General features: G+C 71.2%; 26 protein-coding genes and 3 pseudogenes. 18 read left to right on the top strand and 11 right to left on the bottom strand.

The annotated features are described in order from the left end of the window. Positions 1-74: 74 nt before the first annotated feature. Positions 75-416: a YciI family protein gene (locus ACWGJ5_RS03375; protein ID WP_453308083.1), complete on the top strand. Its 342-nt coding sequence runs from the start codon at positions 75-77 to the stop codon at positions 414-416. Beyond that, positions 403-1,638 (top strand): RNA polymerase sigma factor, encoded by a 1,236-nt coding sequence (locus tag ACWGJ5_RS03380; protein WP_453308084.1) that lies wholly within the window; start codon positions 403-405, stop codon positions 1,636-1,638. Before ACWGJ5_RS03375 ends, ACWGJ5_RS03380 begins: the two co-directional genes overlap by 14 nt. A 106-nt stretch (positions 1,639-1,744) precedes the next feature. Here the strand turns inward: ACWGJ5_RS03380 and ACWGJ5_RS03385 are convergent. After that, positions 1,745-2,581, bottom strand: a pseudogene (locus ACWGJ5_RS03385) (LLM class flavin-dependent oxidoreductase); the annotation flags it as partial. Positions 2,582-2,956: 375 nt separating this feature from the next. Here ACWGJ5_RS03385 and ACWGJ5_RS03390 point away from each other — a divergent pair. Continuing rightward, on the top strand, positions 2,957-5,074 hold the full coding sequence (locus tag ACWGJ5_RS03390) for a SpoIIE family protein phosphatase (protein ID WP_453308085.1): 2,118 nt from the start codon (positions 2,957-2,959) through the stop codon (positions 5,072-5,074). 9 nt (positions 5,075-5,083) lie between these two features. Then, positions 5,084-5,458: a Tn3 family transposase gene (locus tag ACWGJ5_RS03395; RefSeq protein WP_453308086.1), complete on the top strand. Its 375-nt coding sequence runs from the start codon at positions 5,084-5,086 to the stop codon at positions 5,456-5,458. 252 nt (positions 5,459-5,710) lie between these two features. Here ACWGJ5_RS03395 and ACWGJ5_RS03400 read toward each other — a convergent pair whose 3' ends face one another. After that, on the bottom strand, positions 5,711-6,271 hold the full coding sequence (locus ACWGJ5_RS03400; protein WP_453308087.1) for a TetR/AcrR family transcriptional regulator: 561 nt from the start codon (positions 6,269-6,271) through the stop codon (positions 5,711-5,713). 338 nt (positions 6,272-6,609) lie between these two features. On the opposite strand from ACWGJ5_RS03400, the gene ACWGJ5_RS03405 reads away from it, so the two are divergent. From ACWGJ5_RS03405 to ACWGJ5_RS03415, 3 genes are all read left to right on the top strand, one after another. Further along, complete coding sequence (locus ACWGJ5_RS03405; RefSeq protein WP_453308088.1) at positions 6,610-8,115, top strand: FAD-dependent monooxygenase; 1,506 nt, start codon at positions 6,610-6,612, stop codon at positions 8,113-8,115. A gap of 335 nt (positions 8,116-8,450) precedes the next feature. Next, positions 8,451-8,708, top strand: a complete 258-nt coding sequence (locus tag ACWGJ5_RS03410; RefSeq protein ID WP_453308089.1) for a hypothetical protein — start codon at positions 8,451-8,453, stop codon at positions 8,706-8,708. A gap of 185 nt (positions 8,709-8,893) precedes the next feature. Further along, on the top strand, positions 8,894-9,553 hold the full coding sequence (locus ACWGJ5_RS03415; RefSeq protein ID WP_453308090.1) for an RICIN domain-containing protein: 660 nt from the start codon (positions 8,894-8,896) through the stop codon (positions 9,551-9,553). An 89-nt stretch (positions 9,554-9,642) separates the two neighbouring features. Here ACWGJ5_RS03415 and ACWGJ5_RS03420 read toward each other — a convergent pair whose 3' ends face one another. Further along, positions 9,643-10,227 (bottom strand): helix-turn-helix domain-containing protein, encoded by a 585-nt coding sequence (locus ACWGJ5_RS03420; protein ID WP_453308091.1) that lies wholly within the window; start codon positions 10,225-10,227, stop codon positions 9,643-9,645. Between the two features lie 119 nt (positions 10,228-10,346). Between ACWGJ5_RS03420 and ACWGJ5_RS03425 the strand changes: the two genes are divergently transcribed. From ACWGJ5_RS03425 to ACWGJ5_RS03435, 3 genes are all read left to right on the top strand, one after another. Next, positions 10,347-11,183, top strand: coding sequence for an EamA family transporter (locus tag ACWGJ5_RS03425; RefSeq protein ID WP_453308092.1), 837 nt, complete (start codon positions 10,347-10,349; stop codon positions 11,181-11,183). Between the two features lie 49 nt (positions 11,184-11,232). Continuing rightward, positions 11,233-11,880: an FMN-binding negative transcriptional regulator gene (locus ACWGJ5_RS03430; RefSeq protein ID WP_453308093.1), complete on the top strand. Its 648-nt coding sequence runs from the start codon at positions 11,233-11,235 to the stop codon at positions 11,878-11,880. Between the two features lie 73 nt (positions 11,881-11,953). Then, positions 11,954-12,661 carry a B3/B4 domain-containing protein gene (locus ACWGJ5_RS03435; RefSeq protein ID WP_453308094.1) on the top strand — a complete coding sequence of 236 codons (708 nt, stop codon included), beginning with the start codon at positions 11,954-11,956 and terminating at the stop codon, positions 12,659-12,661. Between the two features lie 45 nt (positions 12,662-12,706). On the opposite strand, the gene ACWGJ5_RS03440 is transcribed toward ACWGJ5_RS03435, so the two are convergent. Next, a complete protein-coding gene (locus ACWGJ5_RS03440; RefSeq protein WP_453308095.1) occupies positions 12,707-12,916 on the bottom strand; it encodes a hypothetical protein in 210 nt (69 codons plus the stop codon). 145 nt (positions 12,917-13,061) lie between these two features. Here ACWGJ5_RS03440 and ACWGJ5_RS03445 point away from each other — a divergent pair, with 145 nt between their 5' ends. The 7 genes and pseudogenes from ACWGJ5_RS03445 (at position 13,062) to ACWGJ5_RS03475 (ending at position 17,642) form a co-directional block, all read left to right on the top strand. Beyond that, the gene (locus ACWGJ5_RS03445) at positions 13,062-13,415 is read left to right on the top strand and encodes a zinc ribbon domain-containing protein YjdM (protein WP_453308096.1); all 354 of its coding nucleotides are present in this window, start codon (positions 13,062-13,064) and stop codon (positions 13,413-13,415) included. Positions 13,416-13,589: 174 nt separating this feature from the next. Continuing rightward, on the top strand, positions 13,590-13,931 hold the full coding sequence (locus ACWGJ5_RS03450; RefSeq protein WP_453308097.1) for an ArsR/SmtB family transcription factor: 342 nt from the start codon (positions 13,590-13,592) through the stop codon (positions 13,929-13,931). Further along, positions 13,928-15,688 (top strand): SulP family inorganic anion transporter, encoded by a 1,761-nt coding sequence (locus ACWGJ5_RS03455; RefSeq protein WP_453308098.1) that lies wholly within the window; start codon positions 13,928-13,930, stop codon positions 15,686-15,688. The genes ACWGJ5_RS03450 and ACWGJ5_RS03455 overlap by 4 nt, the downstream gene beginning before the upstream one ends. Further along, positions 15,685-16,092, top strand: coding sequence for a pyridoxamine 5'-phosphate oxidase family protein (locus ACWGJ5_RS03460; protein WP_453308099.1), 408 nt, complete (start codon positions 15,685-15,687; stop codon positions 16,090-16,092). Before ACWGJ5_RS03455 ends, ACWGJ5_RS03460 begins: the two co-directional genes overlap by 4 nt. After that, on the top strand, positions 16,092-16,517 hold the full coding sequence (locus ACWGJ5_RS03465) for an ATP-binding protein (RefSeq protein ID WP_453308100.1): 426 nt from the start codon (positions 16,092-16,094) through the stop codon (positions 16,515-16,517). The genes ACWGJ5_RS03460 and ACWGJ5_RS03465 overlap by 1 nt, the downstream gene beginning before the upstream one ends. Before the next feature lie 159 nt (positions 16,518-16,676). After that, positions 16,677-17,027 carry an ArsR/SmtB family transcription factor gene (locus tag ACWGJ5_RS03470; protein ID WP_453308101.1) on the top strand — a complete coding sequence of 117 codons (351 nt, stop codon included), beginning with the start codon at positions 16,677-16,679 and terminating at the stop codon, positions 17,025-17,027. Positions 17,028-17,546: 519 nt separating this feature from the next. Then, positions 17,547-17,642, top strand: a pseudogene (locus ACWGJ5_RS03475). A gap of 68 nt (positions 17,643-17,710) precedes the next feature. Here the strand turns inward: ACWGJ5_RS03475 and ACWGJ5_RS03480 are convergent. Beyond that, complete coding sequence (locus ACWGJ5_RS03480) at positions 17,711-18,418, bottom strand: TetR/AcrR family transcriptional regulator (protein WP_453308102.1); 708 nt, start codon at positions 18,416-18,418, stop codon at positions 17,711-17,713. A gap of 138 nt (positions 18,419-18,556) precedes the next feature. Between ACWGJ5_RS03480 and ACWGJ5_RS03485 the strand changes: the two genes are divergently transcribed. Continuing rightward, on the top strand, positions 18,557-19,780 hold the full coding sequence (locus tag ACWGJ5_RS03485; RefSeq protein WP_453308103.1) for a saccharopine dehydrogenase family protein: 1,224 nt from the start codon (positions 18,557-18,559) through the stop codon (positions 19,778-19,780). A 71-nt stretch (positions 19,781-19,851) separates the two neighbouring features. Here the strand turns inward: ACWGJ5_RS03485 and ACWGJ5_RS03490 are convergent, their stop codons facing one another. From ACWGJ5_RS03490 to ACWGJ5_RS03515, 6 genes and pseudogenes are all read right to left on the bottom strand, one after another. Then, positions 19,852-21,138: an ATP-binding protein gene (locus ACWGJ5_RS03490; RefSeq protein ID WP_453308104.1), complete on the bottom strand. Its 1,287-nt coding sequence runs from the start codon at positions 21,136-21,138 to the stop codon at positions 19,852-19,854. Between the two features lie 100 nt (positions 21,139-21,238). After that, positions 21,239-22,480, bottom strand: a complete 1,242-nt coding sequence (locus ACWGJ5_RS03495) for an LmeA family phospholipid-binding protein (RefSeq protein WP_453308105.1) — start codon at positions 22,478-22,480, stop codon at positions 21,239-21,241. Positions 22,481-22,609: 129 nt separating this feature from the next. Further along, positions 22,610-23,155 (bottom strand): nucleotide exchange factor GrpE, encoded by a 546-nt coding sequence (grpE, locus tag ACWGJ5_RS03500; RefSeq protein ID WP_453308106.1) that lies wholly within the window; start codon positions 23,153-23,155, stop codon positions 22,610-22,612. A 2-nt stretch (positions 23,156-23,157) separates the two neighbouring features. Then, positions 23,158-25,014, bottom strand: coding sequence for a molecular chaperone DnaK (gene dnaK, locus ACWGJ5_RS03505; protein WP_453308107.1), 1,857 nt, complete (start codon positions 25,012-25,014; stop codon positions 23,158-23,160). Between the two features lie 79 nt (positions 25,015-25,093). Beyond that, positions 25,094-25,960: a hypothetical protein gene (locus ACWGJ5_RS03510; protein ID WP_453308108.1), complete on the bottom strand. Its 867-nt coding sequence runs from the start codon at positions 25,958-25,960 to the stop codon at positions 25,094-25,096. A 115-nt stretch (positions 25,961-26,075) separates the two neighbouring features. Further along, positions 26,076-26,450, bottom strand: a pseudogene (locus ACWGJ5_RS03515) (GntT/GntP/DsdX family permease); the annotation flags it as partial. Between the last annotated feature and the right edge of the window lie 41 nt (positions 26,451-26,491).

Genomic DNA, 26,491 nt, shown 5'->3' on the forward strand with positions numbered 1-26,491 from the left:
GGACGGTCCTGTCCTGTCGGCGTCTGCTTGTTCGTCGTGAAGGTGGACAGGAAAAAACGGCTGAGGAGGACGCCATGAAGTACGTACTGCTGCTGACCCGCGGAGCCTGGCAGGAAGAGGGCTCCGACCAGGAGCGCGGCGAGGTCTACGGCCGGCTCGTGGAGTGGTTCGCCAAGCACCGTGCCGACGGGACGGTCGTCGACGCCCAGCAACTCCGCGAGCCCGGCACCGCGACCACGGTGGTGGTCGAGCAGGGCCGCTCCACCATGATCGACCGCCCGTTGCTGGAGGCCAAGGAGGCGATCGGCGGGTACGCGGTCGTCGAGGTGCCGGACCTGGACGCCGCCCTGGAGCTGGCGGCGAGCTTCCCGGTGCCCGACGGCAAGGTGGAGGTGCGACCGGTTGTCGAGCGCTGACCCGGCGGGCGCCCGGGACACCCGGTCGCTGATCGAGCGGGTCTTCCGCGAGGAGGCGGGCCGGCTGACCGCCAGCCTGGTCCGCCTCCTGGGCGACTTCGACCTGGCCGAGGAGATGGTCGGCGAAGCCGTCGTCGAGGCGCTGCGGCGCTGGCCGAGTTCCGGCCCGCCCAGCCGGCCCGGAGCCTGGCTCCTGACCTGCGCGCGCAACAGGGCCCTGGACCGCATCCGCCGCGACGTCCGTTTCCAGGACCGGCTCCCGCAACTCGCCGCCCGCATCGAGGCCCTGCCCGAGACGGCCGAGCGCGAGCCCGACGACCGCCTCCGGCTCATCTTCACCTGCTGCCATCCGGCGCTGGACCCGGACGCCCAGGTCGCGCTGACCCTGCGCGCCGTCGTGGGCCTGACGACCGCCGAGATCGCGCGGGCGTTCATGGTGCCCGAAGCCACCCTCGCCAAGCGGATCACCCGGGCCAAGCGGAAGATCGCCACCGCCGGCATCCCCTACCGCGCGCCCGAGCCCGAGGAGCGCGCCGCACGACTGCCCCAGGTCATGCGCGTGGTCTACCTCGTCTTCAACGAGGGCTGCTTCACCACCGGGGGAGACCTGGGAGTACGGCGCGAACTGGTCGACGACGCCGAATGGCTCGTCGCCCTCCTCGCCGGCTCACTGCCCCGCGAACCGGAACCCCTGGCCCTGCTCGCCCTCATCCGCCTGTATGCGGCCCGCTGGCCCGCCCGCCTGGACGCCGAGGGACGGCTGGTGCCGCTCGCCGACCAGGACCGCACCCGATGGGACACCCGGCGCATCCGCAGTGCCACCGCCCTCATCGAGCGGGCCGCCGCGCTCGGCAGGCCGGGCCCGTACCAGATCGAGGCCGCCATCGCCGCCGTACACTGCGAGGCACCGGACTGGAAAGACACCGACTGGCCCCAACTCCTGCACCTGTACGACATGTTGCTGGCCGTCGACCCCTCGCCGGTCGTGCGCCTGAACCGCGCCGTCGTGATCAGCCACACCGACGGCCCGGCTGCGGCGCTCGCCCAAGTCGAAGCCCTCGCTGACCAGTTGGGCCGCTACCACCTGTTCCACGCCACCCGTGCCGCGCTCCTGCGTGACCTCGGCCGCGACCAGGAAGCCGCCGAGGCCGACCGAAAGGCCCTCGGCCTCACCACCAACCCTGCCGAACGCTCGCTGCTCACTGCCCGCCTGGCGCCGTAGACGGAGACCCGGCTTCAGGGAGTGATGTCGGCCTTTTCCCGTGCTTGCCCCGCGTTCGTCGGAAGGTCCGTCCGGAAGCCCACCGGCGACGTGCCGACGGCAGGGCTCAGGAGGTGCCGTCGACCTCTCGCACCAGCTCTATCGCCCTGCCCAAGGTGTCGAGCCGGGCTTGCAGCGTCTCCCCGGCCGGGTACAGGCGCACGGTGTTCACCCCGGCGGCGTGCCAGACCCGGAGACGGTCGCGCACCATGGCTTCGGTGCCGATCAGCGTCGTACCCAGGATCATCTCGTCGGTCACCAGAGTCGCCGCGCGGTCCCGGTCACCGGCCTGCCACCGCTCGCGCACCGCGGCGGCGACCTCGGCCCAGCCCTGACGGCTGTAGGCGCTGTCGTAGAAGTTGGTGGACGCCGACCCCATGCCGCCCAGGCTGAAGGCCAGTTCCCTCTTGCGCTGGGCGGTCATCGCGCCGAGGGACTCCTCGTCGGGCGCGAAGGCGACCTCGGCACCCTGGCAGACGTCCAGGTCGCCGCGGGTGCGGCCGCTGCGGGCGAGGCCGTCGTCGAGGTGGGTGAAGTGGGCGTCGTCCGCGCCTTCGGGTACGAAGCTGGTGCCCAGCCAGCCGTCGGCGACTTCCCCCGTCAGCCGCAGCATGGCCGGTGACAAGGCGGCCAGGTACAGCGGCACCGGGTGCTCGGCCCGCATCGACAACCGCATGGGGACCGCTTCGCCGCCGGGCAGCGGGATGGTGAACTCCGCCCCGGAGCAGGAGAGTTTGCCGCCGTCCAGCAGCCGCTGGACGATCTCGACGGTTTCCCGCATCCGGCGCAGCGGCCGGGCGAACGGCACCCCGTGCAGTCCCTCCATGACCTGCGGGCCCGAGGCTCCCAGGCCCAGCAGGAAGCGTCCGCCGGAGAGATTGGACAACGTGATGGCGGTCTGCGCACCGCCCTCGCCGCACCCCTGCTCACCACCCTCGGCTGGCGGGGAACCGTCCTCACCGCCCTCACGGCGCTGCTCCTCGCCGCCGCCCTCGTGTTCGCGGACATCAGGACTCCTCCGCGCGCCGGACGCGAGAAGGCGAGCTGCAAGCGGTGGCAGGCGGTGGCAGGCGGTGGCAGGGAGGGGAGCCGGAGGATCAACGCCCTGAAGAGTGCGATCGCCGGGTCGGTGACGGCGTGCCGATCGTCGTCCGGGGGCGTAGCGTCCCCATAGGAGTGGGGCCGGTACCGCCGGGCTCCCCGGTGACCCGCGCAGCCCGGCGGGAGGCCCCTCCGGGTGACGTCCCAGGAGTCGCGGCTGCCGGGCTGGAGGCGCCTTGTGACCAGTGTCGGTGCTGGGGCAACGGACGCGGAGGCACTGGATGCCGCGTTCGCCGACGCCGTACGCCGGACGGGCGCGGCCATCGGCGGTCTCTACCTTCTCACCCCCGACGAGGAGCAGCTCTTCCTGGACGTGCTGTACGGGGCGCCGGCCGAGTTCGCGGCGCCGTGGGTGAGGATTCCGGTGACCGCTCCGGCGCCGGTGGCCGACGCGGTGCGTGAGGATCGCATCGTGTGGGTGGCCACCCAGGAGGAGATGGCCCGTCGCTATCCGCGCACCGCGATGGTGCTGCCGTACCCGCTCGCGCTCGTCGCCGCGCCGGTCACCGGGGTTCGCCGTTGGGGAGCCCTGCTGCTGATGTGGCCGGGGACCCGTCCGGCGTACGTGACCCAGCGGGAGCGCGGACACATCATGTCCAGCTGCGGACGGCTGGCCAGACTGCTCGAGGAAGCTGTCGCGCACGGACGGTTTCCGGCCCCGCGCGACGTCCCGCGCACGCTCCCCACCGGAGCGGGCCGCCGGGCCGCGGGGCCCCCTCTGGCCGCCTCGGACTTCGTCGAGCGCCTGCCCGGCGGCAGCTGTTCCCTCGACCTGGAGGGGCACATCACGTACCTGAGCGCGGGCGCCTGCGAGCTGCTGGGCCGCACGGCCGAACAACTGCTGGGCACGCTGCCGTGGCAGTCCCTGCGCTGGCTGGACGACCCGACCTACGAAGACCGCTACCGCGCGGCGGTCATCAGCCGCGAGCCGGTCGCGTTCACGGCGTGCCGCCCGCCGGACCGCTGGCTGGACTTCCATCTGTACCCGGACGCCAGCGGCATCAGCGTCCGCATCGTGCCCAGCGGGACGCAGTCCCCGCCCGGCCGGGCGCTTCCCCTCTCGGCGCGCACGGCCGCACCGGCCCGGGCGGGCCGGCTCTACCAGCTGATGCACCTTGCCGCCGGGCTGACCGAGGTCGTCGGTGTCCAGGACGTCATCAACCTCGTCGCCGACCAGATCATGCCCGCCTTCGGCGCCCAGGGGCTGGTGCTGTCCACCGCCGACGCCGGGCGGCTGCGGATCACCGGATACCGCGACTACGATCCCCACAGCATCGAACGCCTGAACGGCCTGCCTCTCGACACCACCTTCACCCCGGCCGGACAGGCCATGTGCAGCGGCATCCCCGCCTTCTTCTCCCACCCTGAGGAGATGCGGCGCATCTATCCGGACGCTTCGCAGATCAGCGGCAAACAGGCCTGGGCCTTCCTGCCGCTGATCGTCTCCGGCAGACCCGTCGGCTGCTGCATCCTGTCCTACGACCGGCCTCATGAGTTCACGGCCGAGGACCGCGCCGTCCTGACCTCGCTCGCCGGCCTCATCGCGCAGGCCCTGGACCGCGCCCGCCTCTACGACACCAAACACGACCTCGCCCACAGCCTCCAGCAGGCGCTGCTCCCGCCGGCTCTTCCCGCCGTCCCCGGCCTGCGGATCGCCGCCCGCTATCTGCCCGCCACCCGGGGCATGGACATCGGCGGGGACTTCTACGACCTCGTCCCGCTGGGCGACACCGCCGTCGCGGCCGTCATCGGCGACGTCCAGGGGCACGACGCGTCCGCGGCCGCTCTCATGGGCCAGGTGCGCACCGCCGTCCACGCCCACACGGCTCTCGGCGCCCCGGACCGGGTGCTCTCCGCCACCAACCGGCTCCTCACGGATCTCGGCGCCGACCTGTTCACCAGCTGTCTGTACGCCCGCCTGGACTTCGCCGCCGGCAGCGTGACCCTGGCCAGTGCCGGCCATCCGCCACCGATCATGCGGCTGCCCGACAGCGGCACGCGGCCCCTGGAGGTGCCTCCCGGGCCCGTCCTCGGCATCGACGCGGGCGCCGACTTCCCCGTGACCGAGATTCCGCTCACCCCTGGGTTCATGCTCACCTGCTACACAGACGGCCTCATCGAAACACCCGGAGTCGACCTGGACGACTCCATCGCCGCCCTCACCGGCCACTTGGCCCAGGCGGACGACAGTGACCTGGACGCACTCATCGACACCCTCGTCGGGGCCACCGGCGCCCACCGGCGGCGCACCGACGACGTCGCCCTGCTCGTACTGCACTTTCTGGGGTATCGGTGATGTCCCGGGTTGAGCGACCTGCCAGGCGATCGAGGAGCTGGGCCGGGCGGTCCGCTCGCGTTCATCTGCGACTACCTGGCGGACGTCGAGCTGCGGCAGGGGATCGACGACGGCCTGCAGGTGGTGGAGAACCGGAACTTTGCCAACCACGACCTGTTCTACGGCGAGGACGGCGACCTGACCGGCGCGGACGAGGAGAGCCAGGAGGTCGGCATGCCGGCCCTGCACCTGCTGCAGTCCGCCCTGGTCCACGCCAACACGCTGCTGATGCGGCAGGTCCTGGCCGAGCCGAAGCGGGCCGGCCGCCTCACCGAGGCAGACCGGCGTGCGCTGTCCCCGCAGTTCTGGAGCCGCGGGCGGACAGGCGGTCCGCGAGCGCGGTGAGCTCGGCGGCGTCGCGGCAGAGCCGTCCCCGGCACCGGGAAGCCGCCCGGCCCTGCCCGGGCGGCAGGGCCGGGCGATCCGGCGGGTGGCCGCGCCCGATGCCGCCCGCATCGGACACGGCCGCGGCTCGAAGGGGGGTATCCCGCTCTTCGACGAGAACGAGTTGTGCGAACCGATTCGGGGTCCGGAGGGTCTTTCCGGCCACTGAGTGGTCCCCTTCGGGCAGAGGGCTGCCTGTGAGAGGTGCCGCGGTCAGCGCACGAGGGGGAGGAAGATCGTATCGACGATCTCTTCGAGGACGTGGTCGGGCGCGGGGGCGAAGGTCGTGAGGATCTCGTGGCGCAGCAGGTCGAAGGGGAGGGACTTGATGCGTTCGCTGAGGCGTGCCGGTTCGACCTCGCCGCGGGCGACGGCGCGGTCGAAGAGGACGTCGGCGGTCTTCTCGCGTGCTGTGGCGAGGAGGTCGCCGGGGCTGGTGCCGGTCTCCTGGTAGTAGCCGGCCAGGTGCACGTTCATGACGGTGACGAGCTGGACGCGGGTGGCGTTGATCGTCCGCATGAGGGTGAGGACGTCCTCGCGCAGACTGCCGGTGTCGGGGATGTCGACCCGGGACTGCTCGAGGACGTGGGTGATGGCCGCCCGGACGAGTTGGTCGCGGCCCGACCAGCGGCGGTAGAGCACGGGCGGGCTGGTGCCGGCGCGCCGGACGACGGCGTCCATGGTGAATCCGGCGTAGCCGTGGTCCGCAAGTTCTTCCCAGGCCGCGTCGAGAAGCGCCTTCTCCAGTGCCGCTCCGCGGCGTCGCTCAGCCATCCAGACCCCTTTGGAAAGAGTTGCCTTTCTTATCTCGGCATCCTAGCCTGAGAGCCGCAAGATAAGGCTCTCTATCTTAAGGATCCCTGTCCGTGAGCCTTCGCCACGGAACCGCGCCCGCGCCGGCGGACCCCGACCGCATCGATCCCGCCGCACGGCGCCCGGCCTTCGCGGTCATCGTCGGCGTCCTGCCACCGGACCCGCTGAGAACCGATCAACTCGGCCCCCTGACTTCAGCCCCGGGGCGATGCCGACTGCATCACCGAAGGCCCGACCTGCGCAGGAGGGGCTCCAACGGAGAGAAGAAGAACCAGATGGCCATGAGAGAGGAAACCCAGATGTCGACAACGACGGACTACGACGTGCTCGTGGTAGGCGCCGGGCCGGTCGGCTTGATGCTCGCCACGGAACTGCGGCTGGTGGGGGTCCGGGTGGTGGTCGTCGAGCGGCGGACGGAGCTCGACACCGCGCCCAAGGCGGGCGCGTTCAACACCGCCTCCGCCGAGGCCTTCGAGCGGCGTGGCCTGCTTGCCGCGATGCAGGCCGTGGCGGGGAGGCAGCCGCTGCAGGCCGAGGGGAAGCGGGCGCCTTTCGTCGGGCACTTCGGCGGGATCCAGGTCTCGTCCGGACCCGTCGACGAGCAGGAACCCAGCCTGCGTGGACGTGGCCCGGACTGGTATGTGCCGGTCCCGCAGGCCGAGGTGGAGCGGGTCCTCGGTGAGCGTGCGGCGGAGCTGGGCGTAGAGGTCCGGCGCGGGGTCGAGGTCCGTGGCTTCGACGAGGACGATGCCGGTGTCACCGTTCACCTGCACAGCGGGGACGACGTGCGCGTGGCGTGGCTCGTCGGCTGCGACGGAGGCCGCAGTCTGGTTCGCCGCCGAGCGGACTTCGAGTTCCCCGGCACGGACCCGCAGATCACGGTCCGACACGCGATGGGCACCATCGAGGGGGCGGAGCGCCTGGGGCGAGGTTGGCAGCACACTCCCACCGGTGTCTACATCCACGGACCGGGTCTGGGCCAGGTGCGCACCGTCGAGCTGGACGGTCCCCCGGCGGACCGCGAAGCGCCGGTCACCGCGGCCGAGATGCAGGCCAGCCTGCGGCGCGTCAGCGGCGCCGACGTTCGCATGACCACGGTCACCTTCGGCACACGCTTCACGGACAACGCCCGGCAGGCGACGACCTACCGGCGCGGTCGCGTGCTGCTCTGCGGCGACGCCGCCCACGTGCACTCACCGTTCAGCGGCCAGGGCCTGAACCTGGGAATCGGCGATGCCGTCAATCTCGGCTGGAAGCTCGCCGCCACCGTGCAGGGGTGGGCGCCCGAGGACCTGCTCGACACCTACACCAGCGAACGGCACCCGATCGGCGCCTGGGTGCTCGACTGGACCCGTGCGCAGGTGGCCGTGATGCGCGGCGACGCCTACAGCCGTGCCCTCAGGGATGTGGCCACCGATTTCCTCGGTACGCGGGACGGGGCAACCTACTACGTGAAGCGGATCTCCGGTCTGTGGCAGCGCTACGACCTGGGGAACGGCCATCCGCTGGTCGGCATGACGATGCCCAACCTCCGGCTGGACGACGGCACATGGCTCTCCGACCGCACCCACGAGGGCCGGGCTCTGCTCGTCGATCTCGCCGGGGACGACCGGCTGGCAGCTCTGGCCAAGCCGTACGCCGGGCGTCTGGAGCTGGTCCGGGGCGGTTCGGACGGCGCGGGGGCGAACAGCCTGCTGGTACGTCCCGACGGCTTCGTGGCGTGGGCGTCGGCCGCCAGTGACCCCGTGGGCCTGGAAGCCGCCCTGACACGCTGGCTGGGGGACGGTACGGGTCGCTCCGACTAGCGACCGTCCCGCACCTGGCGGCCGGCACACAGGCAGGCCTCGAGCGCCTCCACGAGGGAGCGCGGCCGGGTCTTCACGATGACGACCCGGCCGCACCCGGGCGCGGCCGGGAAGGGCGTCGCCCGGGTCGCGCGCCAAGAGGGCGCCGATCGGCCGGCCGACGCAGACGAACAACGCAGACGGACAGCGCAGACGAACAGCGCCGCGGTGGCCATCCTGGTGATCGCACTGGCCCATGCGCCGATCGCGGTCGCCAACGCGCTGATCACGGCGATGGCAGGGCGGCGCGGGAGTTCGCCCTGCTCGGGCTGGCCGGCACGGCGCGCAACCAGATCGTGGAGGTCGCCGCCGCCGAGGCTGCCGAGGCGGTGGTCGTCGGCACTGTGCTCGCCGCCGTGGCGACCGGACTCGCCGCGGTGACCCAGCACGTCTCGCTGAGCCAACTCGTGACCGGCGCGCCGACGGTGATCCCGTGGGCGCAGGGCCTGGGGACCGTCGCGCTCTGCGCCCACGTCACCGGGGTCACCGCGTCGGCAGCGGCCTGGCATGCGCCCCCCCGACGCCGGATCGAAGCCGCCGGCAGCCGCGATTAGGGCCTGGCCGGGTCCCCGCGCGGGCCGCTGGTTCGTTCCCACCTCTCGTCAGCCACTGTCGCCAGCGGCTGCTCGGCGTCCCTGCCGAGCGCCCTGGCGCTGTCGAAACCGGTGAACGTTTCGACTCGCTCCCGGCGGCCAGATGCCTCCCGAACCCGCACAGATGTCCGTTCGAGGCGTCGACGGTGCTGGACCCGCCTGGGCGGTACGGCGACATGTCCGGTGACATGCTCGTCGCCACGCCCCCGGCCCAGACGGGCATGGACGGCATCGCCTCCCGCAACGGCTCCGCCGACCGGATCAGTGTCATAGCGGGCGGTTGCACCGGCTCGTGCGCGGTCACCGTCAACGGCCTCGGCGCTCTGCCGGCGTTCGGCAGCACGGTGCACGTGAAGCTGGAGTACACCCCGTCCAAGGGCCGTACGACGGCGGTGTCCGGCCCGGTCACCGTCTCCGACACCGACTACACGGTCTCCGACGGCTCGGTCACCGTCCCCGTGACCATGAACGCCGCCGACGGCTACCACCTGACGATCAGCCCCAGTGGCACGTCCACCTCGCCGGCCGGGCGGTACCAGATCACCAACAAGAACAGCGGTCTGGCCCTGGACACCCGGAACGCGGGCACCGCGCAGGGCACGCCGGTCGTCCAGGCGACCTCGACCACCGGCACGGACCAGAACTGGACCCTGGTGGCCGCGGGCTCGGGCCTCTACAAGATCGCGAACCAGGGGACCGGCCTGTTCCTCGGCATGCAGAACATGAGCACGGCCGACGGTGGCACGGCCCTGATCTGGGACGCAAACGGCACCGCCGACCACCTGTGGAAGCTGACCTCGCGCTGAGGCCGGACCCGGAGACGAGTACGCCCCCGGATGTCGGCCGGGGGCGTACTTGGCGTGGGGACGCGTACGTCACCTGGGGGTGGCGTCCTTCACTTGGGGGTGGCGGGACCGGGCGGCAGGTGGACCGTCATGATCAGGTGACAGGTCTCGGTGCCCGCGCCGCGGTAGGTGTGCGGGGTGTCGCCGTCGAACGTGGCGGTCTGGCCCGCCGCGACCGTGTGTTCCGCGCCGTCGACGATCAGGGTCATGCGGCCCGAGGTGACGCTGACGGTCTCCACGACCCCGGCCTGGTGGGGGTGGCTGGGATATTCCTCGCCCGGTTCCAGCCGCCAGCGCCAGACCTCGACCGGGGCGGGGCCGGAGGTGGTCAGCATGAGACGGGCCTCGCTGCCGCGTTCTCCGGTCCACAAGGGCGCCACGGCGTCACCGGACACGACACGCACGCGGCCTTCGGGCGACCCCTGCATCAGCGCGGACACCGAGATGCCGAGGGTGTCGGCCAGCCGGACCAGGGTGGCCAGGTTGGGGTTGCCCTGGGCCTTCTCCAGTCCCACCAGGGCACCCTTGCTGACCTGGGCGCGCCTGCTGAGTTCATCCAGGGACAGCCCGGCGCGGGTGCGGGCCGCCCGGACGTTGTGCGCGACCGACCGCAGGGCGGCGGCTGTCTCGGCCACCTGATCACCGTCCTCACCTAAGCCTTGAGTACTGGAATGTACTGCACGGTCGTTTGATTGACACGGCGTGGTCGGTTCGTTGTACTGTGCGGTCGTTCCACTGACTCAAGGGATGTGCTGTGATCGCTCTGCTGCTGGCCCTGGGCAGCTCCCTCGCGTACGGATGCGCCGACTTCCTCGGCGGCCTCGGCGCCCGCAAGGCCCATGTGCTGCGGACGGTGATGGTCGCAGCCCCGGCCAGTCTCGCGGTCGAGCTGCTGCTGTGGCCGGTGCTCGGTGCCTCGTTCAGCGCCGGCGCCCTCGTCTGGGGCGCCGTGTCCGGGGTCGCCTCGGCCGCCGCGCTCGTCCTGCTCTACCGCACTCTGGCGATCGGCCCGATGAACGTCCTGTCGCCGGTGACCGCGTTGGTCTCCGCCGCGCTGCCCGTCGCCGTCGGCCTGCTGCAGGGCGAGCACCTGACCATCACCGGACTGGTGGGGCTGTCACTCGCACTGCTCGCGGTGGTGCTGGTCAGCGCCGGCCACGGCGCGGGCTCGGCCCGCCCCTCCCGTACGGCGCTCCTGCCGGCCTTCGGCGCGGGCGCCGCAATCGCCCTCCAACTGATCTTCCTGCACCAGGCGCCGTCCGGCAGCGGCGTGGCCCCGCTGATCACCGGCCGGGCCGTGTCCTCGGCCGTCACGCTGGCCGCAGCGGGGCTGCTGCGCCGCAGGCTGGGACCCGAGCGGCCGGCGTACGGCATGTCGGCGGCCGCGGGTGTGCTGGACTCGGTGGCGAACCTGCTGTTCCTGCTCGCCGCCCGCAGCGGGGCCCTGACCGTCATCGCCGTGATCACCGCCCTCTACCCGGCCGGCACGGTCCTGCTCGCCCGCGGTGTGCTCGCCGAACGCATCCACCGCGGCCGGCCGGTCGGTCTGGGCAGCGCCGCCGTGGCTGTCGGCCTTCTGGCACTGACCTGAGCCGCAGTGCCACACCCCGCCGCAGTCGCGGCCACGCAAGGAGAAACGGATGTTCATCCAACCCTGGGACGCCGGCCTCGACACGGCCGAATGGCAGACGTGGCCCGCCGAAGGCCACGACTTCGGCCAGCTGAGCGTCAACGGCCTGCCCGGCCACCCGCCCGTCGTCGTCCCCACCCACTTCACCAGCGACGGCACACGCCTCCTGATCCACCTCGCCCGGCCGAACCCGGTATGGCGGACGATCGAACACGACCCGAACGTCACCTTCGCCGTCATCGGCGACTACGCCTTCGTCCCGGGCTCCTGGCGCGCCAGACCCGGCACCCCGCCCACCGACGGCGTGCCGACCAGCTACTACGCGGCCGTCCAGTTCACCTGCCGTGCCCGGATCGTCGACGATCCCGAGGCCAAGGCGGATCTGCTGCGCCGTCAGCCGGCCCACTTCCAGCCCGAGGGCGACCACGCCGCCGTCGCCGTGGGCCGGCCGCCGTACGGCCGGATGCTGTCCGGCATCCGCGGTCTGCGCCTGGAAGTCACCGATGTGCGGGCCAAGTTCAAGTACGACGACCACAAACCGGTCGAGCACCGCGCCGTTGTCGCCGACCGCCGCACCGCGCGCGGCCAGGGCCTGGACGTGCCCACCGCGCGCCAGCAGCTGCGCCGACTGGACCGTGTGGGTCCCTGGAAGCCCTGACTCCGGGGACCCCGCACACACCGCCCCCTCCCCGCACACACACACCCTGTCCCAGGAAACGGAAAACCCGCCGATGACCGACTTCCGTCTCGCCCCCGCCGTCGCAGAAGCCTTCCCCTCCGCCCTCATCGCCCTGGTCACCGCCACCGGCGTGCGCGGCCACGAGTCCTGGCCCCACACCGCCGCCGCCCTGGAGGAACTGGAGCAGCGGCTCGCCGACGGAAGCTGGCACCCCGCCGACGAGACCGACCCCCGCATCGAGGCCTGGCACACCGCCTACCGCTCCTTCGGCACCAACCCCCGCCGCATCCGCCCCAGCGTCGACGCGCTCGGCCGCCGCCTCGCCAAGAAGGGGAGCCTGCCGCGCATCAACCCGGCCGTCGACTCCTACAACTCCGTCTCCGTACGGCACGGTCTGCCCGCCGGCGCCTTCGACCTGGACCACGTCACCGGCGACGTGGACATCCGGTACGCGGACGGCACCGAGTCCTTCACGCCGCTCGGCGAACCCGGCACCGTCGAGAACCCCAAGCCGGGCGAGGTCATCTACGCGGACACCACCGGCGTCCTGACCCGCCACTGGAACCACCGTGATGCCCACCGCGCGCGCGTCACCGAGGACTCCGCACACATCGCCTTCGTCCTCGAAACCCTCCACGCGGACCGGGACGGCGACCTCCTCAAGGTCGCGGCCGACGAGCTCCAGGGCCTGCTCGCCCCGCACGCCGACCAGACCTCCGTGCACCACCTCAGCCCGACCCAACCCGAGGCCGCGGCCTGAGAGCGGGCACTACGCGATCACACGAGCGTCCGAACTGCCCATGCGTCACTGGATGGTCCAGCCCACGCTGCCCACACCCGTGCTGTAGAACGCGCAGGAGCCGGTGGACTCACCGTACTGCCCCGGGTTCAGCGTCACCCAGTTGCCGGAGACGTCCGGGGCCCAGCCGCAGACGATCTCGGCGCGGAACGTGACGGCGTGGTCGGTGTTGTTCTGGCAGCCCGCGATGCCGACGTCCGGATCGTTGTTGTGCACCCAGCCGTCGCAGTCGACGGTCCCCGCGGCAGCGGCCCGCGCCGGAACCTCTGAGGGTGCACCGGTACGGCCCGGGGGCCGGGATGCTCGACAACGAGCTCGCCGCCGACTCGGGGCGGATGCCGAGGCCGGATACGCTGGTCGGATGACTGAGAACCTTCCTCCCTGTCCGAAGTGCTCCTGTGAGTACACCTACGAGATGAACTCCCTTGTCGTGTGCCCGGAGTGCGGCCACGAATGGGTTCCCGCCGAGAGTGGGCCCGCAGACGCCGTGGGGGAGCGGGTCGTCAGGGACTCCGTCGGCAATGTGCTGCAGGACGGCGACTCGGTGGTCGTGGTGAAGGCGCTGAAGGTGAAGGGGAGCCCTTCGGGGATCAAGGCCGGCACGAAGGTGCGCAACATCCGGCTGGTCGACGGGGTGGACGGGCACGACATCGACTGCAGGATCGAGGGCTTCGGGGCTATGCAGCTCAAGTCCAGCGTGGTCAAGAAGGCCTGAAGGGCCTGATCGCCCCTGCCTGCCGGAGCAGGGGGCGCAGGGTGCATTCTGATGCGCAATTGCAAAATTTCGCAATTGCTTAGATGCTATGTTGGCTGGGCCTGCAGATAGCCGCGGGCACAGCCGTTCGCGTCCGCCCCCGGCCGGGGGTCCACAAGGGGAAGCCGAGGCGTCGTGTCCGTTCCGCTGTACCAGGCCAAGGCCGAGTTCTTCCGGATGCTCGGTCACCCCGTGCGCATACGGGTGCTGGAACTCCTGCAGGACGGGCCGAAGCCGGTGCGGGACCTGCTCGCCGAGATCGAGGTGGAGCCGTCCAGCCTGTCGCAGCAACTCGCCGTACTGCGCCGCTCCGGGATCGTCACCTCCACCCGGGACGGCTCCACGGTCGTCTACGCGCTGGCCGGCGGCGATGTCGCGGACCTGATGAAGGCCGCGCGCCGGATCCTGACCGAGATGCTGGCCGGACGGAACGAGCTGCTGGCCGAACTGCGGGACGCCGAGGTCACCGCGCGATGACCTCGCAGATCAGCCGGGCCGGGGCCCGGATCGTCTCACTGCTGCCCTCCGGTGCCGACCTCGACCGGATGCGGCGGGACCCACGCCGGGATCTGCTGGCCGGGCTGACCGTGGCGATCGTGGCGCTGCCGCTCGCGCTCGGTTTCGGTGTCTCCTCCGGTCTGGGCGCGCAGGCGGGCCTGGCCACCGCGGTGGTCGCCGGTGCACTCGCCGCCGTCTTCGGTGGTTCGAATCTGCAGGTGTCGGGGCCGACCGGCGCGATGACCGTCGTACTGGTGCCGATCGTCGCCAAGTACGGCCCGAGCGGTGTCCTCACCGTCGGTCTGATGGCCGGCGTGATGCTCGTCGCGCTCGCCGCGCTGCACGCCGGGAAGTACATGCAGTACGTGCCCGCGCCCGTCGTCGAGGGCTTCACGCTCGGCATCGCCTGCGTGATCGGACTCCAGCAGATCCCGAACGCCCTGGGAGTGCCCAAGCCCCAGGGCAACCGCGTCCTGGTCGTCACCTGGCGGGCGGTCGAGGAGTTCGCGAAGGCCCCGAACTGGACCGCCCTCGCCTTCGCGGTCGGCGTGGCGGCGGTCATGCTGGCCGGCGCCCGGTGGCGGCCGACGATCCCCTTCTCCATCGTCGCGGTGATCGCCGCGACGATCGTGGCCCAGGCGGCCGGGCTGGACGCGGCGCGGCCGATCGGGGCCCTGCCCGCAGGGCTGCCCGTGCCCTCGCTGTCCTTCCTCGATCCGGGCTCCCTCGGCACCCTGCTGGCACCGGCCGTCGCGGTCGCGGCCCTGGCCGCGCTGGAGTCGCTGCTGTCGGCATCGGTCGCCGACGGTATGACCGTGGGCCAGAAACACGACGCGGACCGAGAGCTGTTCGGCCAGGGCCTGGCCAACATCGCCGCCCCCCTGTTCGGCGGCGTCCCGGCGACCGGCGCGATCGCCCGCACCGCCGTCAACGTCCGCACCGGCGCGAGCTCCAGGCTCGCCGCGCTCACGCATGCCGCCGTCCTCGCGGTGATCGTGTTCGCCGCCGCGCCCCTCGTCTCGAAGATCCCGCTCGCCGCCCTCGCCGGTGTGCTGCTGGCCACGGCGATCCGCATGGTGGAGGTCGGCTCACTGCGGGCGATGGCGAGGGCGACCCGCTCGGACGCGGTGATACTCGTCCTGACCGCTGTCGCGACACTCGCCCTGGACCTCGTCTACGCCGTGATCATCGGTCTGGTCGTCGCGGGCGCGCTCGCCCTGCGTGCGGTGGCCAGACAGGCCCGTCTCGACCAGGTGCCGCTCGACCAGGGCAACCACGGTGCCGAGGAACACGCCCTGCTCGCCGAGCACATCGTCGCCTACCGCATCGACGGGCCCCTGTTCTTCGCCGCCGCCCACCGCTTCCTGCTGGAGCTGAGCGAAGTGGCAGACGTCCGGGTGGTGATCCTGCGCATGTCCCGCGTGTCCACCATGGACGCGACCGGTGCCCTGGTCCTCAAGGACGCGGTCGAGAAGCTGAACCGGCGCGGCATTCTCGTCCTCGCCTCCGGTATCCGCCCCGGCCAGCGTCAGGTCCTGGACTCCGTCGGCGCACTGGAACTGCTGAGCCGGGAGGGCGCGGAGTACGCCACCACACCCGAGGCGATCAGCGCCGCCCGCGACCACCTGGAGAACGCCGGAGTCCTGCCGGCCGTCCCGGCCCCCAAGACCGTCCCGGCCCCCAAGACCGTCCCTGTCCCCAAGACCGGCCCCACGCCCGAGGAAGCCGTCGTATGAGAGCGTCCCCCACCCCTGTGCGCATGCTCGAGCTGTCCGGCGCCGAGGCGTTGTGGCTGCTGGCGGGCGGCAGCCTGGGCCGCCTGGTGTACGTGCTGCGGGAGCAGGCCGTCATCCGCCCGGCCCGCCACGTGTTCCAGTACGGTCGGCTGGTCGTGCGCACACCTGCCCCGACCGCGGCGGTGCCCGCGAGCGCGACGTACCTCGTGGACGAGATCCAGGAGGCGCCGGGTACGGGCTGGGCCGTGACCGTGGCCGGCCCCGCCGAGGTGATCACGGATCGCGACGAGATCGCCCACTACCGGCGCACGATGGCCGGCTGGGCCCACGGTCCGCACGACACCGTCCTGCGGATCCACCCCAAGACGGTCACCGGGTTTCGTCTGACCCGCGCGGAGGTGTGATGTCGACGCAGCTGGAGGTTCTGCCGCACCGGCATGTGCTCACCCTGCCCAGCGAACCGTCTGCCGTCCGGCTGGCCCGTGAGACCGCGGAGCTGGTGCTCGTGGAGTGGGGAATCGGACTGCGGCACCCCTCGGTGGACCCGGCCCTGCTGATCCTGAGCGAACTCGTCACCAACAGCGTCCGGCATGCGGCGGCCCTCTCCCCCCAGCTCACGGTGATCTACGCGGCCGGCCGGGACTGCCTGGCCTTCGCCGTCCACGACCGCCACCCGTACCAGCCGCTGTTGTACGGATCGGCGACCAGCGGCGGCACGGGCGGTCTCGGCACCGTCATGGAGCTCGTCCTCGGCCTGAGCGGCACGGCGGTCGTCCGCACGGACGCCGACGGCGGGGGCAAGAGCATATGGATCACCCTGCCGCTGTGATACCCGCGAGCGCCCGACCGGCCCGGTTCCTCGATGCGGGTTGGGCCAGGCCGGTTCAGCAGGCGAGGATGGCCGCATGTTCTTGACGAGTGGATGGATGGGATGTGCCGGGGCCCGGCCGGCGGGGCCGTTCTGTTGTGCCGAGAAGGAGACGGCTCGATGAGTACGCCGCTGTACCAACTGAAGGCCGAGTTCTTCAAGACCCTCGGCCACCCGGCCCGCATCCGCGTCCTGGAGTTGCTGAGCGAGCGCGAGCACGCGGTCGCCGAGATGCTGCCAGAGGTGGGCATCGAGCCCGCGCACCTGTCCCAGCAGTTGGCCGTGCTGCGGCGCGCGAACCTGGTCAAGACGCGAAAGGAGGGCTCGAACGTGTACTACTCCCTGACCAGCCCCCACGTCGCCGAGCTGCTCCGGGTCGCCCGCACCATCCTCTCCGGCGTGCTGGCCGGCCAGGCCGAACTGCTCGCCGACCTGAAGGCGGCCCAGTCGCAGGGGGAGCCGCGGTCGTAGCGACGCCCGCCGGCCGCGCATGATCCGGACCGGCGCACGGCCCCGCGGAGCCCGCACCGCCGCGCCCGGAGGGCGAAGTGCTCCCGAGGGCACGGAAGTTGGGCGGTTCGGCGCGGGTTCGCTGCGTGGACGCGGGCTCCTGCAACGGCTGCGAGGTCGAGATCGCCGCCGCGTTCGGCCCGCTGTACGACGCCGAGCGGTACGGGGCACGCCTGGTGGCCTCGCCCCGGCATGCGGACGCCTGGCTGGTCGAGGACCTGCCCGGCGGCCGGATCCGCGTCCTGGACCAGGAGACCCAGATCGGCCGTCCGGCCGCGGAACTGGCCCGGCAGGCCCCGACCCCGATGTTGAACGGCCATCAGGCCTGGCTGGACGGTCTGGTCCGCGCCCGCGTCCAGGTGGCCGCAGTCCACAGCAGGGTGACAAGTCGTCAGAGACGCGTCAGAGCCCTGTCAGCCGCCTCTGCCATGGTTGTTCACGTGAACGGCGGTGCGGGAGACCGGACCGCCGGGAGCATCGGGAGAGGTGCCCGGAGCGGTTTATCGGGGACCAGCGAGCCACGCCTCACGGTCGGATCCCTCGGGGTCCACGCAGGTTCGAATCCTGCCCTCTCCGCACAAAGCTCAGGGCCGCCCGGCAGAGAGACCCACGCACGGGAAGGCGCAGCGGGGGAGCCGCACGCGTCACGCACCCGGTCGTGACAGGTGCGCGGCGGTGTGTTCCAGCAGTATCTCCAGGGCGACCGGATAGGCGCTGTGCGGCATGTGCCGGGCGAGCAGGTGTGCCGTGGCGGCGATGTTCGGATGCGACTCGGCGGGCAGGCGGGCATAGGTGGAGTGCCACATCTCCTCGTCGCCCGCGCGGGCCTCGTCCGCCAGCGCGAGGGCTCCGGCGTCGAGCGCGGCGAAGGCGAGACTCTGGTCGATGAACGCGTGGTACACGCGCACCGCCACCGGGTCGGTCAGCCCGGCGCCGCGCAGGATGCCGAGGATGGCCTCGTCCACGGCGATCTCGCGAGGCCTTCCGGTGACCCGGCTGGCAGTGAGGACGGCCGCCTGCGGGTGGTCGAGGTAGGAGGCGTGGATGGCCCGGCCCAGCGCGCGGAGGTCGGTGCGCCAGTCCCCAGTGGCCGTCCAGCTGTCGAGCGCCCTGCCCATCAGCTCGTCCCCGATGGCCCGGGCCAGGTCGTCCATCCCGGCGAAGTAACGGTAGAGGGTGCTCGGATCGGCGCCCAGCGCCGCGCCGAGACGGCGTGCCGTCAGCCCGGTGCTGCCGTGCTCCCGCAGTACGCGCAGGGCGGTCCGCACGATGATCTCCTCCGACAGCACGGTGCCGCCGCGTGTGGGCCGCCGCCGCTGACGTGCCGCCTCCGGCACCACTTGCTTCGCCATCTCGGTCGTCCTTCCGTCGCCGGATCCGAGCCGCCCCTGCGACCACCCTTATGCCAACGGGGTTGACCTTATATCCCTGCGTCGCGTTGCATCGAGCCCGTCCGGAGGCGCTCGCCTCCCGGGAGAAAGGTGTGTGACATGCGCGTACTTCTGGTCGGCGCGGGCGGCGTGGGGACGGCCGTCACCCGGATCGCCGCTCGTCGCGAGTTCCTCGCCCACATGGTCGTCGCCGACTACGACCTCGTCCGCGCCGAGGCCGCGGTCGCGGCGCTAGGGGAGCGGGGCGCCCGGTTCAGCGCGCGGCGGCTGGACGCCTCGGACCAGGACGCGGTCCGCCGGATGCTCGTCGAGGAGCGCTGCGACGTGCTGCTCAACGCCACCGACCCCCGGTTCGTGATGCCGCTGTTCCAGGCCGCCCTGGAGGCCGGTGCGCACTATCTGGACATGGCGATGTCGCTGTCCGCGCCGCACGGCGCGCGCCCTCATGAGGAGTGCGGTGTCAAGCTCGGGGACGAACAGTTCGCACTGGCCCGGCGCTGGGAAGAGGCCGGACAGCTGGCGCTGGTCGGCATGGGCGTGGAGCCGGGCCTGTCCGACGTCTTCGCCCGGTACGCGGCCGACGAACTCTTCGACGACATCGAGGAGATCGGTGTCCGGGACGGTGCCGATCTGAGGGTCGAGGGCCACGACTTCGCGCCGTCCTTCAGTATCTGGACGACCATCGAGGAGTGCCTCAACCCGCCGGTCGTGTACGAAAAGGGCCGCGGCTGGTTCACCACCCCTCCGTTCAGCGAGCCCGAGGTCTTCGACTTTCCCGAGGGCATCGGCCCCGTGGAGTGCGTCAACGTGGAGCACGAAGAGGTGCTGCTGATACCGCGCTGGGTGGACGCGCGACGGGTCACGTTCAAGTACGGGCTGGGCGACGACTTCATCGCCAAGCTGAAGACCCTCCACGAACTGGGCCTGGACTCGACGGCCCCCGTGAGCGTGCCCGGGGGCGACGGATCCGTGCAGGTCTCGCCGCGTGACGTGGTCGCCGCGTGCCTGCCCGACCCGGCCGGCCTGGGGGAGCGGATGACGGGCAAGACCTGCGCCGGCACATGGGTCAAGGGCAGCAAGGACGGGGTGCCTCGGGAGGTGTACCTGTACCACGTGGTCGACAACCAGTGGTCGATGCGCGAGTACGGCTCGCAGGCCGTCGTCTGGCAGACGGCGCTCAACCCGGTCGTCGCGCTGGAACTGCTGTCCACCGGCGCCTGGTCCGGCAAGGGCGTTCTCGGCCCGGAGGCCCTGCCCCCGCGCCCGTTCCTGGACCTGCTCACCGAGTACGGCTCCCCGTGGGGCCTGCGCGACGACAGCTGATCCCGCTGTCGTCCTCGGCTTCCTCGCCCTTCTCGCGTGGCAGGCGGCCGGGTACTGGGCGACGCCGTGACTCAGAGCCGGCTGTACGTGTCGATGTCCTCGGAGAACTCCTCGATGGCCCGTGCGGTGAGCGTGGGCCGGGTGTCGGCGATGGCGGTCATGTAGTCCTCGGTGGTGGCCGGCCGGCCCTGGCGTTGTGTGACCTCGCGTTCGAACGCGGCCTGCGCGCCCTTGCGGGCGGCGAATTCGATGTCGGCCGGCGTGAACAGTTCGCTGGCCTCGACCAGTTGGCTGAGGTCGACCGAGCCGGCGGATGCCCTCAGATAGCGGTCCCAGATCGCCGCGCGGGCGGTTGGGTCCGGAGGGCCGACGGGGATGACGTAGTCGAACCGGCCCGGCCGCAGGAAGGCCGGGTCGAGCGAGCGCACCGAATTGGTGGCACAGGCCAGCAACCGAGAGTCGTGCTCGCGGAAGACGGGGATGAGTTTCAGCAGCTCGTTGGTCACACCATGGCCGGGATCGACCGCCTTTCCGGATCGCACCCCCGCGATCTCTTCGACTTCGTCGATGAAGAGCAGTACCGAGTCCAGTTCCGCCAGGTCCGCGAAGGTGTCCCGCAGCGCCACGGCCAGACCCTCACTCGTGTCGGCCGCGAGCCGGGAAGGGAAGAGTTCCACGAACGGCCAGCCGAGCCGCGAGGCCACCGCCTTGGCGAAACTGGTCTTGCCGGTGCCGGGCGGGCCGAACAGGATGATCGCCTTGGGCGGGGTGAGACCGTAGCGCTCGGCCAGCACGGGCTCGGTCAGCGGGAGCACGACACGGCGCTCGATGACCTCCTTCTCGCGCTCCATGCCGGCCATGGTGCCCCAGAGCCCCCCGGGGAGCATGCGGCCGCCCAGCGCGGCGAGGACATCGGCGTTGGCGGTTCCCGGTCGTTCGAGTTTCTCGTAGTAGGTCAGGTCGTCGCGGAACCGGTAGCCGGAGTTCTCCAGAGCCTTCGTCCCAGCGGCGCCGGCGGGGAGCAGCGCGCTGATGTGGCGCACGCCCAGTGCGCGCAGCCGCCGTTCCAGTTCGGCGAGCAGAGCGCTGCCGATCCCGCGCTCGCGCCATCGGGAGGCGAGTGCGACCAGCAGGATCCAACCCCGTTTGCCCTGGGCCTGCGCCACTGCCATACCCACCAGTTCGTCGCCGACCACGGCGACGACCGCCGTCTGGCCGGCCTTGGCCGCGGCCATCACCTCCGACACGGGAAACACCCGGTCCTCGTCGGCCCGGCGGCTCTGGTCCCAGATCTGGATGGCCTGGTCGAGATCGTCGTCGTGATAATCGCGCAGATGCCAAGCGGGCATCGCCACCACCTCGCCCGGTGTGGGAGTCCCATTGTCCCCGCTGCGGCAGCCGGGGACGAACCGAGCCGATCCCGATCTTTCGCAGCGGGCGGCGACCGAACCCGAGCGCTCAGTGGCCCAGGAGCAGTCCCGTCCCCGACACGTCCACGCGGATGCCGTCTCTGTCCACCGTCACGCGCTGCAGGCGCACGGCGCCGTCGGATGGTGCCGGCAGCTGGAAGGCGAAGGAGAAGCGGTCGGCGATGTCGGGGCGGGTGAGTTTGGTCAGTGCGGTGAGCAGGGTCAGGTCCAGGCCCAGCCGCTTCAGGAGCTTCGGGTGGGCGAGTGCCACGTCCAGGAGGTTGACGCGGGTCAGCTCGTGCAGGAAGCGCGGCGCGCCGGTGAGCTGATGGAGTTCGTCCTCGTCGTGGAGGGCGGCGCGCACCGTGCTGTCGGGGACACCCAGGCGGTGCACGATCGCCGGGACCGACAGCAGGGCCTTGATCTTCTCCGCCTCCCGGGTGAGACGGCGCGCCGAGGCGGGGGTCAGGTGGAGACCCTCGGTGGACCCGGTGCCGGGCCGGTACGTGGCGAGGTCGTCGATGTCGAGCCGTATGCCGTCCACGGAGGTGGCGATGCCGCGGTCCCCGTCGCGCCGGATGCGGGTGTCGGCCCGTACGCTCAGCGCGCGGCCCCCGACACGCACGGTGCCCCTGGCCAGGACACGGCCGGGGCCATGTGCCGTGAACGCCACCTGCGAGGCGCCCAGTTCGCGGTTCATGTCGGCGAAGGACAGCAGGACCTGACCGTGCACCTGCCGAACGAGCGCTCCGCGCACCGCGGTGGGTCCGTCGCCGTCGAGGCGTATGTCGTCGGCGGTGGCGGTGACCTGGGTGAGGGTCACCCGGTGGGCGGGGATGTCGGGGACGGTGACGGAGACCGAGTCCAGGCGCTGTGCGGCCAGTTGGGTGAGGAAGGGGAAGCCGCCGATGTGGACCTCGGGGGCGGCGGCGAGATGCAGCTTGTCCTTGAGCTGTTGAGAGGCCTTGTGCTCGGCGTAGAGCAGTGCCCAGCGGTCGGCCAGGATGGCGAGACAGGCGAGGGTGAGAACCCAGACGAGGCACCGGGCCACGGTGGTCAGGCCCGTTGCGCGGTTGCGACGGCGGCTGCCACGCCGGTGATTGGGCGGAGCCCAGGGCTCCTCGGCGTCGTCCTGCCGGGTCGCCGTGCCGTCGTCGGCGAGGAAGTCGTCCAGCGGATGGTCTGCCAGCGAGGCCAGTTCCTCGTACGGGTTACGGCGGGGCGGAACCAACTCGGCGGCAGCTCCGTCCGACTGGGCAGCATGATGCGTCTGATGGTGGGGGGTACGCATCGGTAGATTTGATCATATAGACACACCCAAGCCGCAAGCCCTACCAGAAGTAAGGCGCGAAATCAGCCCCTTCGCGGCCGCGACGCAGCCTCTCCGGCCGGTCGGCCGACACCGTGTGGCATCGTCCGTCTACGCGCCGCAGCCGCGGGGACCGTCACCCGCGTCGATCATCGTGAACAGGGGCGCCGCTCGATCGTGCACGAGCGGGTTTCTCGCGGCCGGCTCCGGCCCGGTGACCTCCACGTTGGCCGGGCGCAGCAGCCGGGGACCGAGCCGGTAGCCGGGGCGCAGGATCTTTGTGCAGATCAGCTGGTCGGTGTCGGAGGAGACGTGATGGGTGACGGCGTCGTGGCACGCCGGGTCGAAGGGGTCGCCCTTGTCCCCGAAGACCTCGAGTCCCAGGGATCCCAGCTGACCGGCCAGGGTGTCGGTGATGTCCTTCAGGCCCGGCGTCATGGGCTCGTGCGCGCACGTGCGGTCGACGGCGTCCAGGACGGGCAGCAGGGCGCGCATGACGTTGGCCACGGCGATCTCGCGCACGGCCATGCGGTCCCGGCGCACCCGCTTGCGGTAGTTGTCGTACTCGGCCTTCACCCGCTGCAGGTCGGCCGTGCGTTCCTCCAGCAGACGCTGCAGCTTGGCGGGGTCCGGGTGGTGCAGCCAGCCCTTGTCCATCGTCAGCCCGCCTCCGGTTTGTCGTCGTCGACGATCTCGGCGTCCACCACGCCCTCGTCCGAGGCGGCGGCGGAGGACGTGTCCGCACCGGAGGACGCCTGGCTCTCCGCGCGGGAGCCCTGGTACATCGCCGTACCGATCTTCTGCGCCGCCTCGGCCGCACGTTCCATGGCCTGCCGGATCGCCGCTGTGTCCTCGCCCTTCAGCTTCTCCTTCAGCTCGGTGATCGCGCTCTCCGTCTCGCTCTTCGCGTCCGCCGGGATCTTGTCGGGGTTGTCCCTGATGAGCCCCTCGGTGGAGTAGACGAGTTGTTCGGCCTGGTTACGGGTCTCCGCGGCCTCCTTGCGCCTGCGGTCCTCCTCGGCGTGCTGCTCCGCCTCACGGACCATGCGGTCGATGTCGTCCTTGGGCAGTGCCGAGCCGCCGGTGACGGTCATCTTCTGTTCCTTGCCGGTGCCGAGGTCCTTGGCCGAGACGTGCATGATCCCGTTGGCGTCGATGTCGAAGGCGACATCGATCTGCGGCACTCCGCGCGGCGCGGGTGCGAGGCCCGTGAGCTCGAACATGCCGAGCTTCTTGTTGTACGCGGCGATCTCCCGTTCGCCCTGGTAGACCTGCACGGTCACCGAGGGCTGGTTGTCCTCGGCGGTGGTGAAGATCTCCGAACGGCGGGTCGGGATCGTGGTGTTGCGCTCGATCAGCCTGGTCATGATGCCGCCCTTGGTCTCGATGCCCAGGGACAGCGGGGTGACGTCCAGCAGCAGGACGTCCTTGACCTCGCCCTTGAGCACACCGGCCTGGAGCGAGGCGCCTACCGCCACCACCTCGTCCGGGTTCACGCCCTTGTGCGGGTCCTTGCCGGTCAGCTCGCGCACCAGCTCCGTCACCGCAGGCATCCGGGTCGAGCCGCCCACCAGGATGACGTGGTTGATGTCGGACACCTTGATCCCGGCGTCCTTGACCGCGTTGTGGAACGGGCCCTTGCAACGCTCCAGCAGGTCGGACGTCAGCTGCTGGAACTGGGCGCGGGTGAGTTTCTCGTCCAGGTGCAGCGGGCCCTCCGCGGAGGCCGTGATGTAGGGGAGGTTGATGTTGGTCTCCGTCGAGCTCGACAGTTCGACCTTGGCCCGCTCGGCGGCCTCCCGCAGACGCTGCACGGCCATCTTGTCCTTGGCGAGATCGATGCCGTAGTTGTTCTTGAAGGTCGTGACCAGGTGGTCGACGACCCGCTGGTCCCAGTCGTCGCCGCCGAGGTGCGTGTCGCCGTTGGTGGCCTTGACCTCGATGACGCCCTCGCCGATCTCCAGCAGGGACACGTCGAAGGTGCCGCCGCCCAGGTCGAAGACGAGGACCGTCTGGTCGTTCTCCTTGTCCAGGCCGTACGCCAGCGCCGCCGCCGTCGGCTCGTTGATGATCCGCAGCACGTTCAGGCCGGCGATCTCCCCGGCCTCCTTGGTCGCCTGCCGCTGGGCGTCGTCGAAGTAGGCGGGGACGGTGACAACGGCGTCGGTGACGTCCTCGCCCAGGTGCGCCTCCGCGTCCCGCTTCAGCTTCTGCAGCACGCGTGCGGAGATCTCCTGCGCCGTGTAGCGCTTGCCGTCGATGTCACCGTGCTCGGGGAACCGCCAGGCGTGATCGCCCATGTGCCGCTTCACCGAACGCGCGGTGCGATCGACGTTGGTGACGGCCTGCCGCTTGGCGACCTCCCCGACCAGCACCTCGCCGTTCTTCGCGAATGCCACGACCGAAGGCGTCGTACGGGCACCTTCGGCGTTGGTGACCACGGTGGGCTCGCCGCCCTCGAGGACCGAGACCACGGAGTTCGTCGTTCCCAGGTCTATGCCGACTGGACGCGCCATCTGGACTCTCCTTCCTCGTCATCTCCATTCTCGGCGCCCTGGCCGATGGCGGAAAGCGAGCACGCTCCGCGGCGGGATGTCAGGGGGTGCCGGGCCGGGACTCGTAGTGCAGGCTGTGAAAACGACCGTTCTCCTCGCGCCCGGCAGGATCGTGGCCCAGCGCCCGGACCGTCGCGATCGCATACTGGCGCTCCCGCTCGTCCGTGAAGAGCCGCTGGGGATAGGTGCGGGATACATCGAGCGTGGTGTGCAGACCGCGCGCGGCCAATGCGCGCACGACCGGGTGGTACGACACCGTCCGCAGCACGAACGCGCTGACCCATACCGGTCTGCGGGCACCGTCGAGCAGCGCGGTGAAGGTGCGGGCGGTGACATAGCTGCCACCCCCGGTCAGCGTGATGAGGCCGACCTCGGCGAGCGCGCGCCTCAGCCCGGGGCCCGGCGGTCCCTGCTCCAGGTCGTCGGTGAAGGCGGCGTCCAGGAGACCCACCTCCACCGCGTACCGCACGGCGGGGGCCGCGACGTCCAGGCCGAACACCGGCACCGCGTCCGGTCGGCGCCGCCCGGCGTAGAACTCCCTGTCCCGCGCAGCGAGTTGTGCCGTCGACATCTTCAGGCAGTCGGGTGAGGTGTACCGCTCGTACAGGTCCGCCAGCGTCAGGTCGTGGTTGAGCAGCGCGGCGTTGATCCCGTACGAGCAGCACACGTCCAGCACCGCAGGCCGGTCGGGGATGCCGTCGTCGAGCGCGGCCCGTTCGGCGGCGGCCTGCCGGAAGGCCGGCTGGGCGTGGTGCGGGATCTCGTACTCCAGCGGGGCCAGTCGGCTGAAGTACATACGGGGGTCCGGTCGGTCGTAGATGTCGTCGAACCGAGACTTGCCGCTCGCCACGGCCTCGGTGTCGCCAGAGCCCGACTCGGCCATGCCGTACTCCTCCTCGCGGAACACATCGGTGCCTCCATCATGTCCCGCCCCTTGTGCCCTGGTATGTCTGCCACACCGAGGTGCTCGGTGTGCTTCGGTCGCACGGCGGTGCCGGGCTTGCGGGGAGCCGGCCGTACGGTCACACGTTCAAGGCATCCAGAATCGACTCCACGGCGAGGACGCCGCCCAGGCCGAGGATGGAGAGCACGGTCGTGTACGTGGTGCGCGCCTTGATCGCGTCGATGACGGACAGGTTGAAGTACTCCTTGAACATCCAGAACCCGGGGTCGTTGACGTGCGAGAAGGCGATCGATCCGCAGGAGATGGCGAGGACCATGACCTCCGGGTGGACTCCGCTGCCGGCGAGCAGTGGCAGAGCCACGCCCGAGGCGGTGACGACGGCGACCGTCGCGGAGCCGAGGGCCACGCGGAGGATGGCGGCGATGAGCCAGGCGAGGACGATCGGCGACGGCGGCCAGCCGGCGGTGGTGTCCTTGATGTAGTCCGAGATCCCGGCGGCCCAAGCGTCTACATATGGAGATGGAGGCTATGGAT

It is taken from the genome of Streptomyces sp. NPDC054783 (assembly GCF_053611725.1).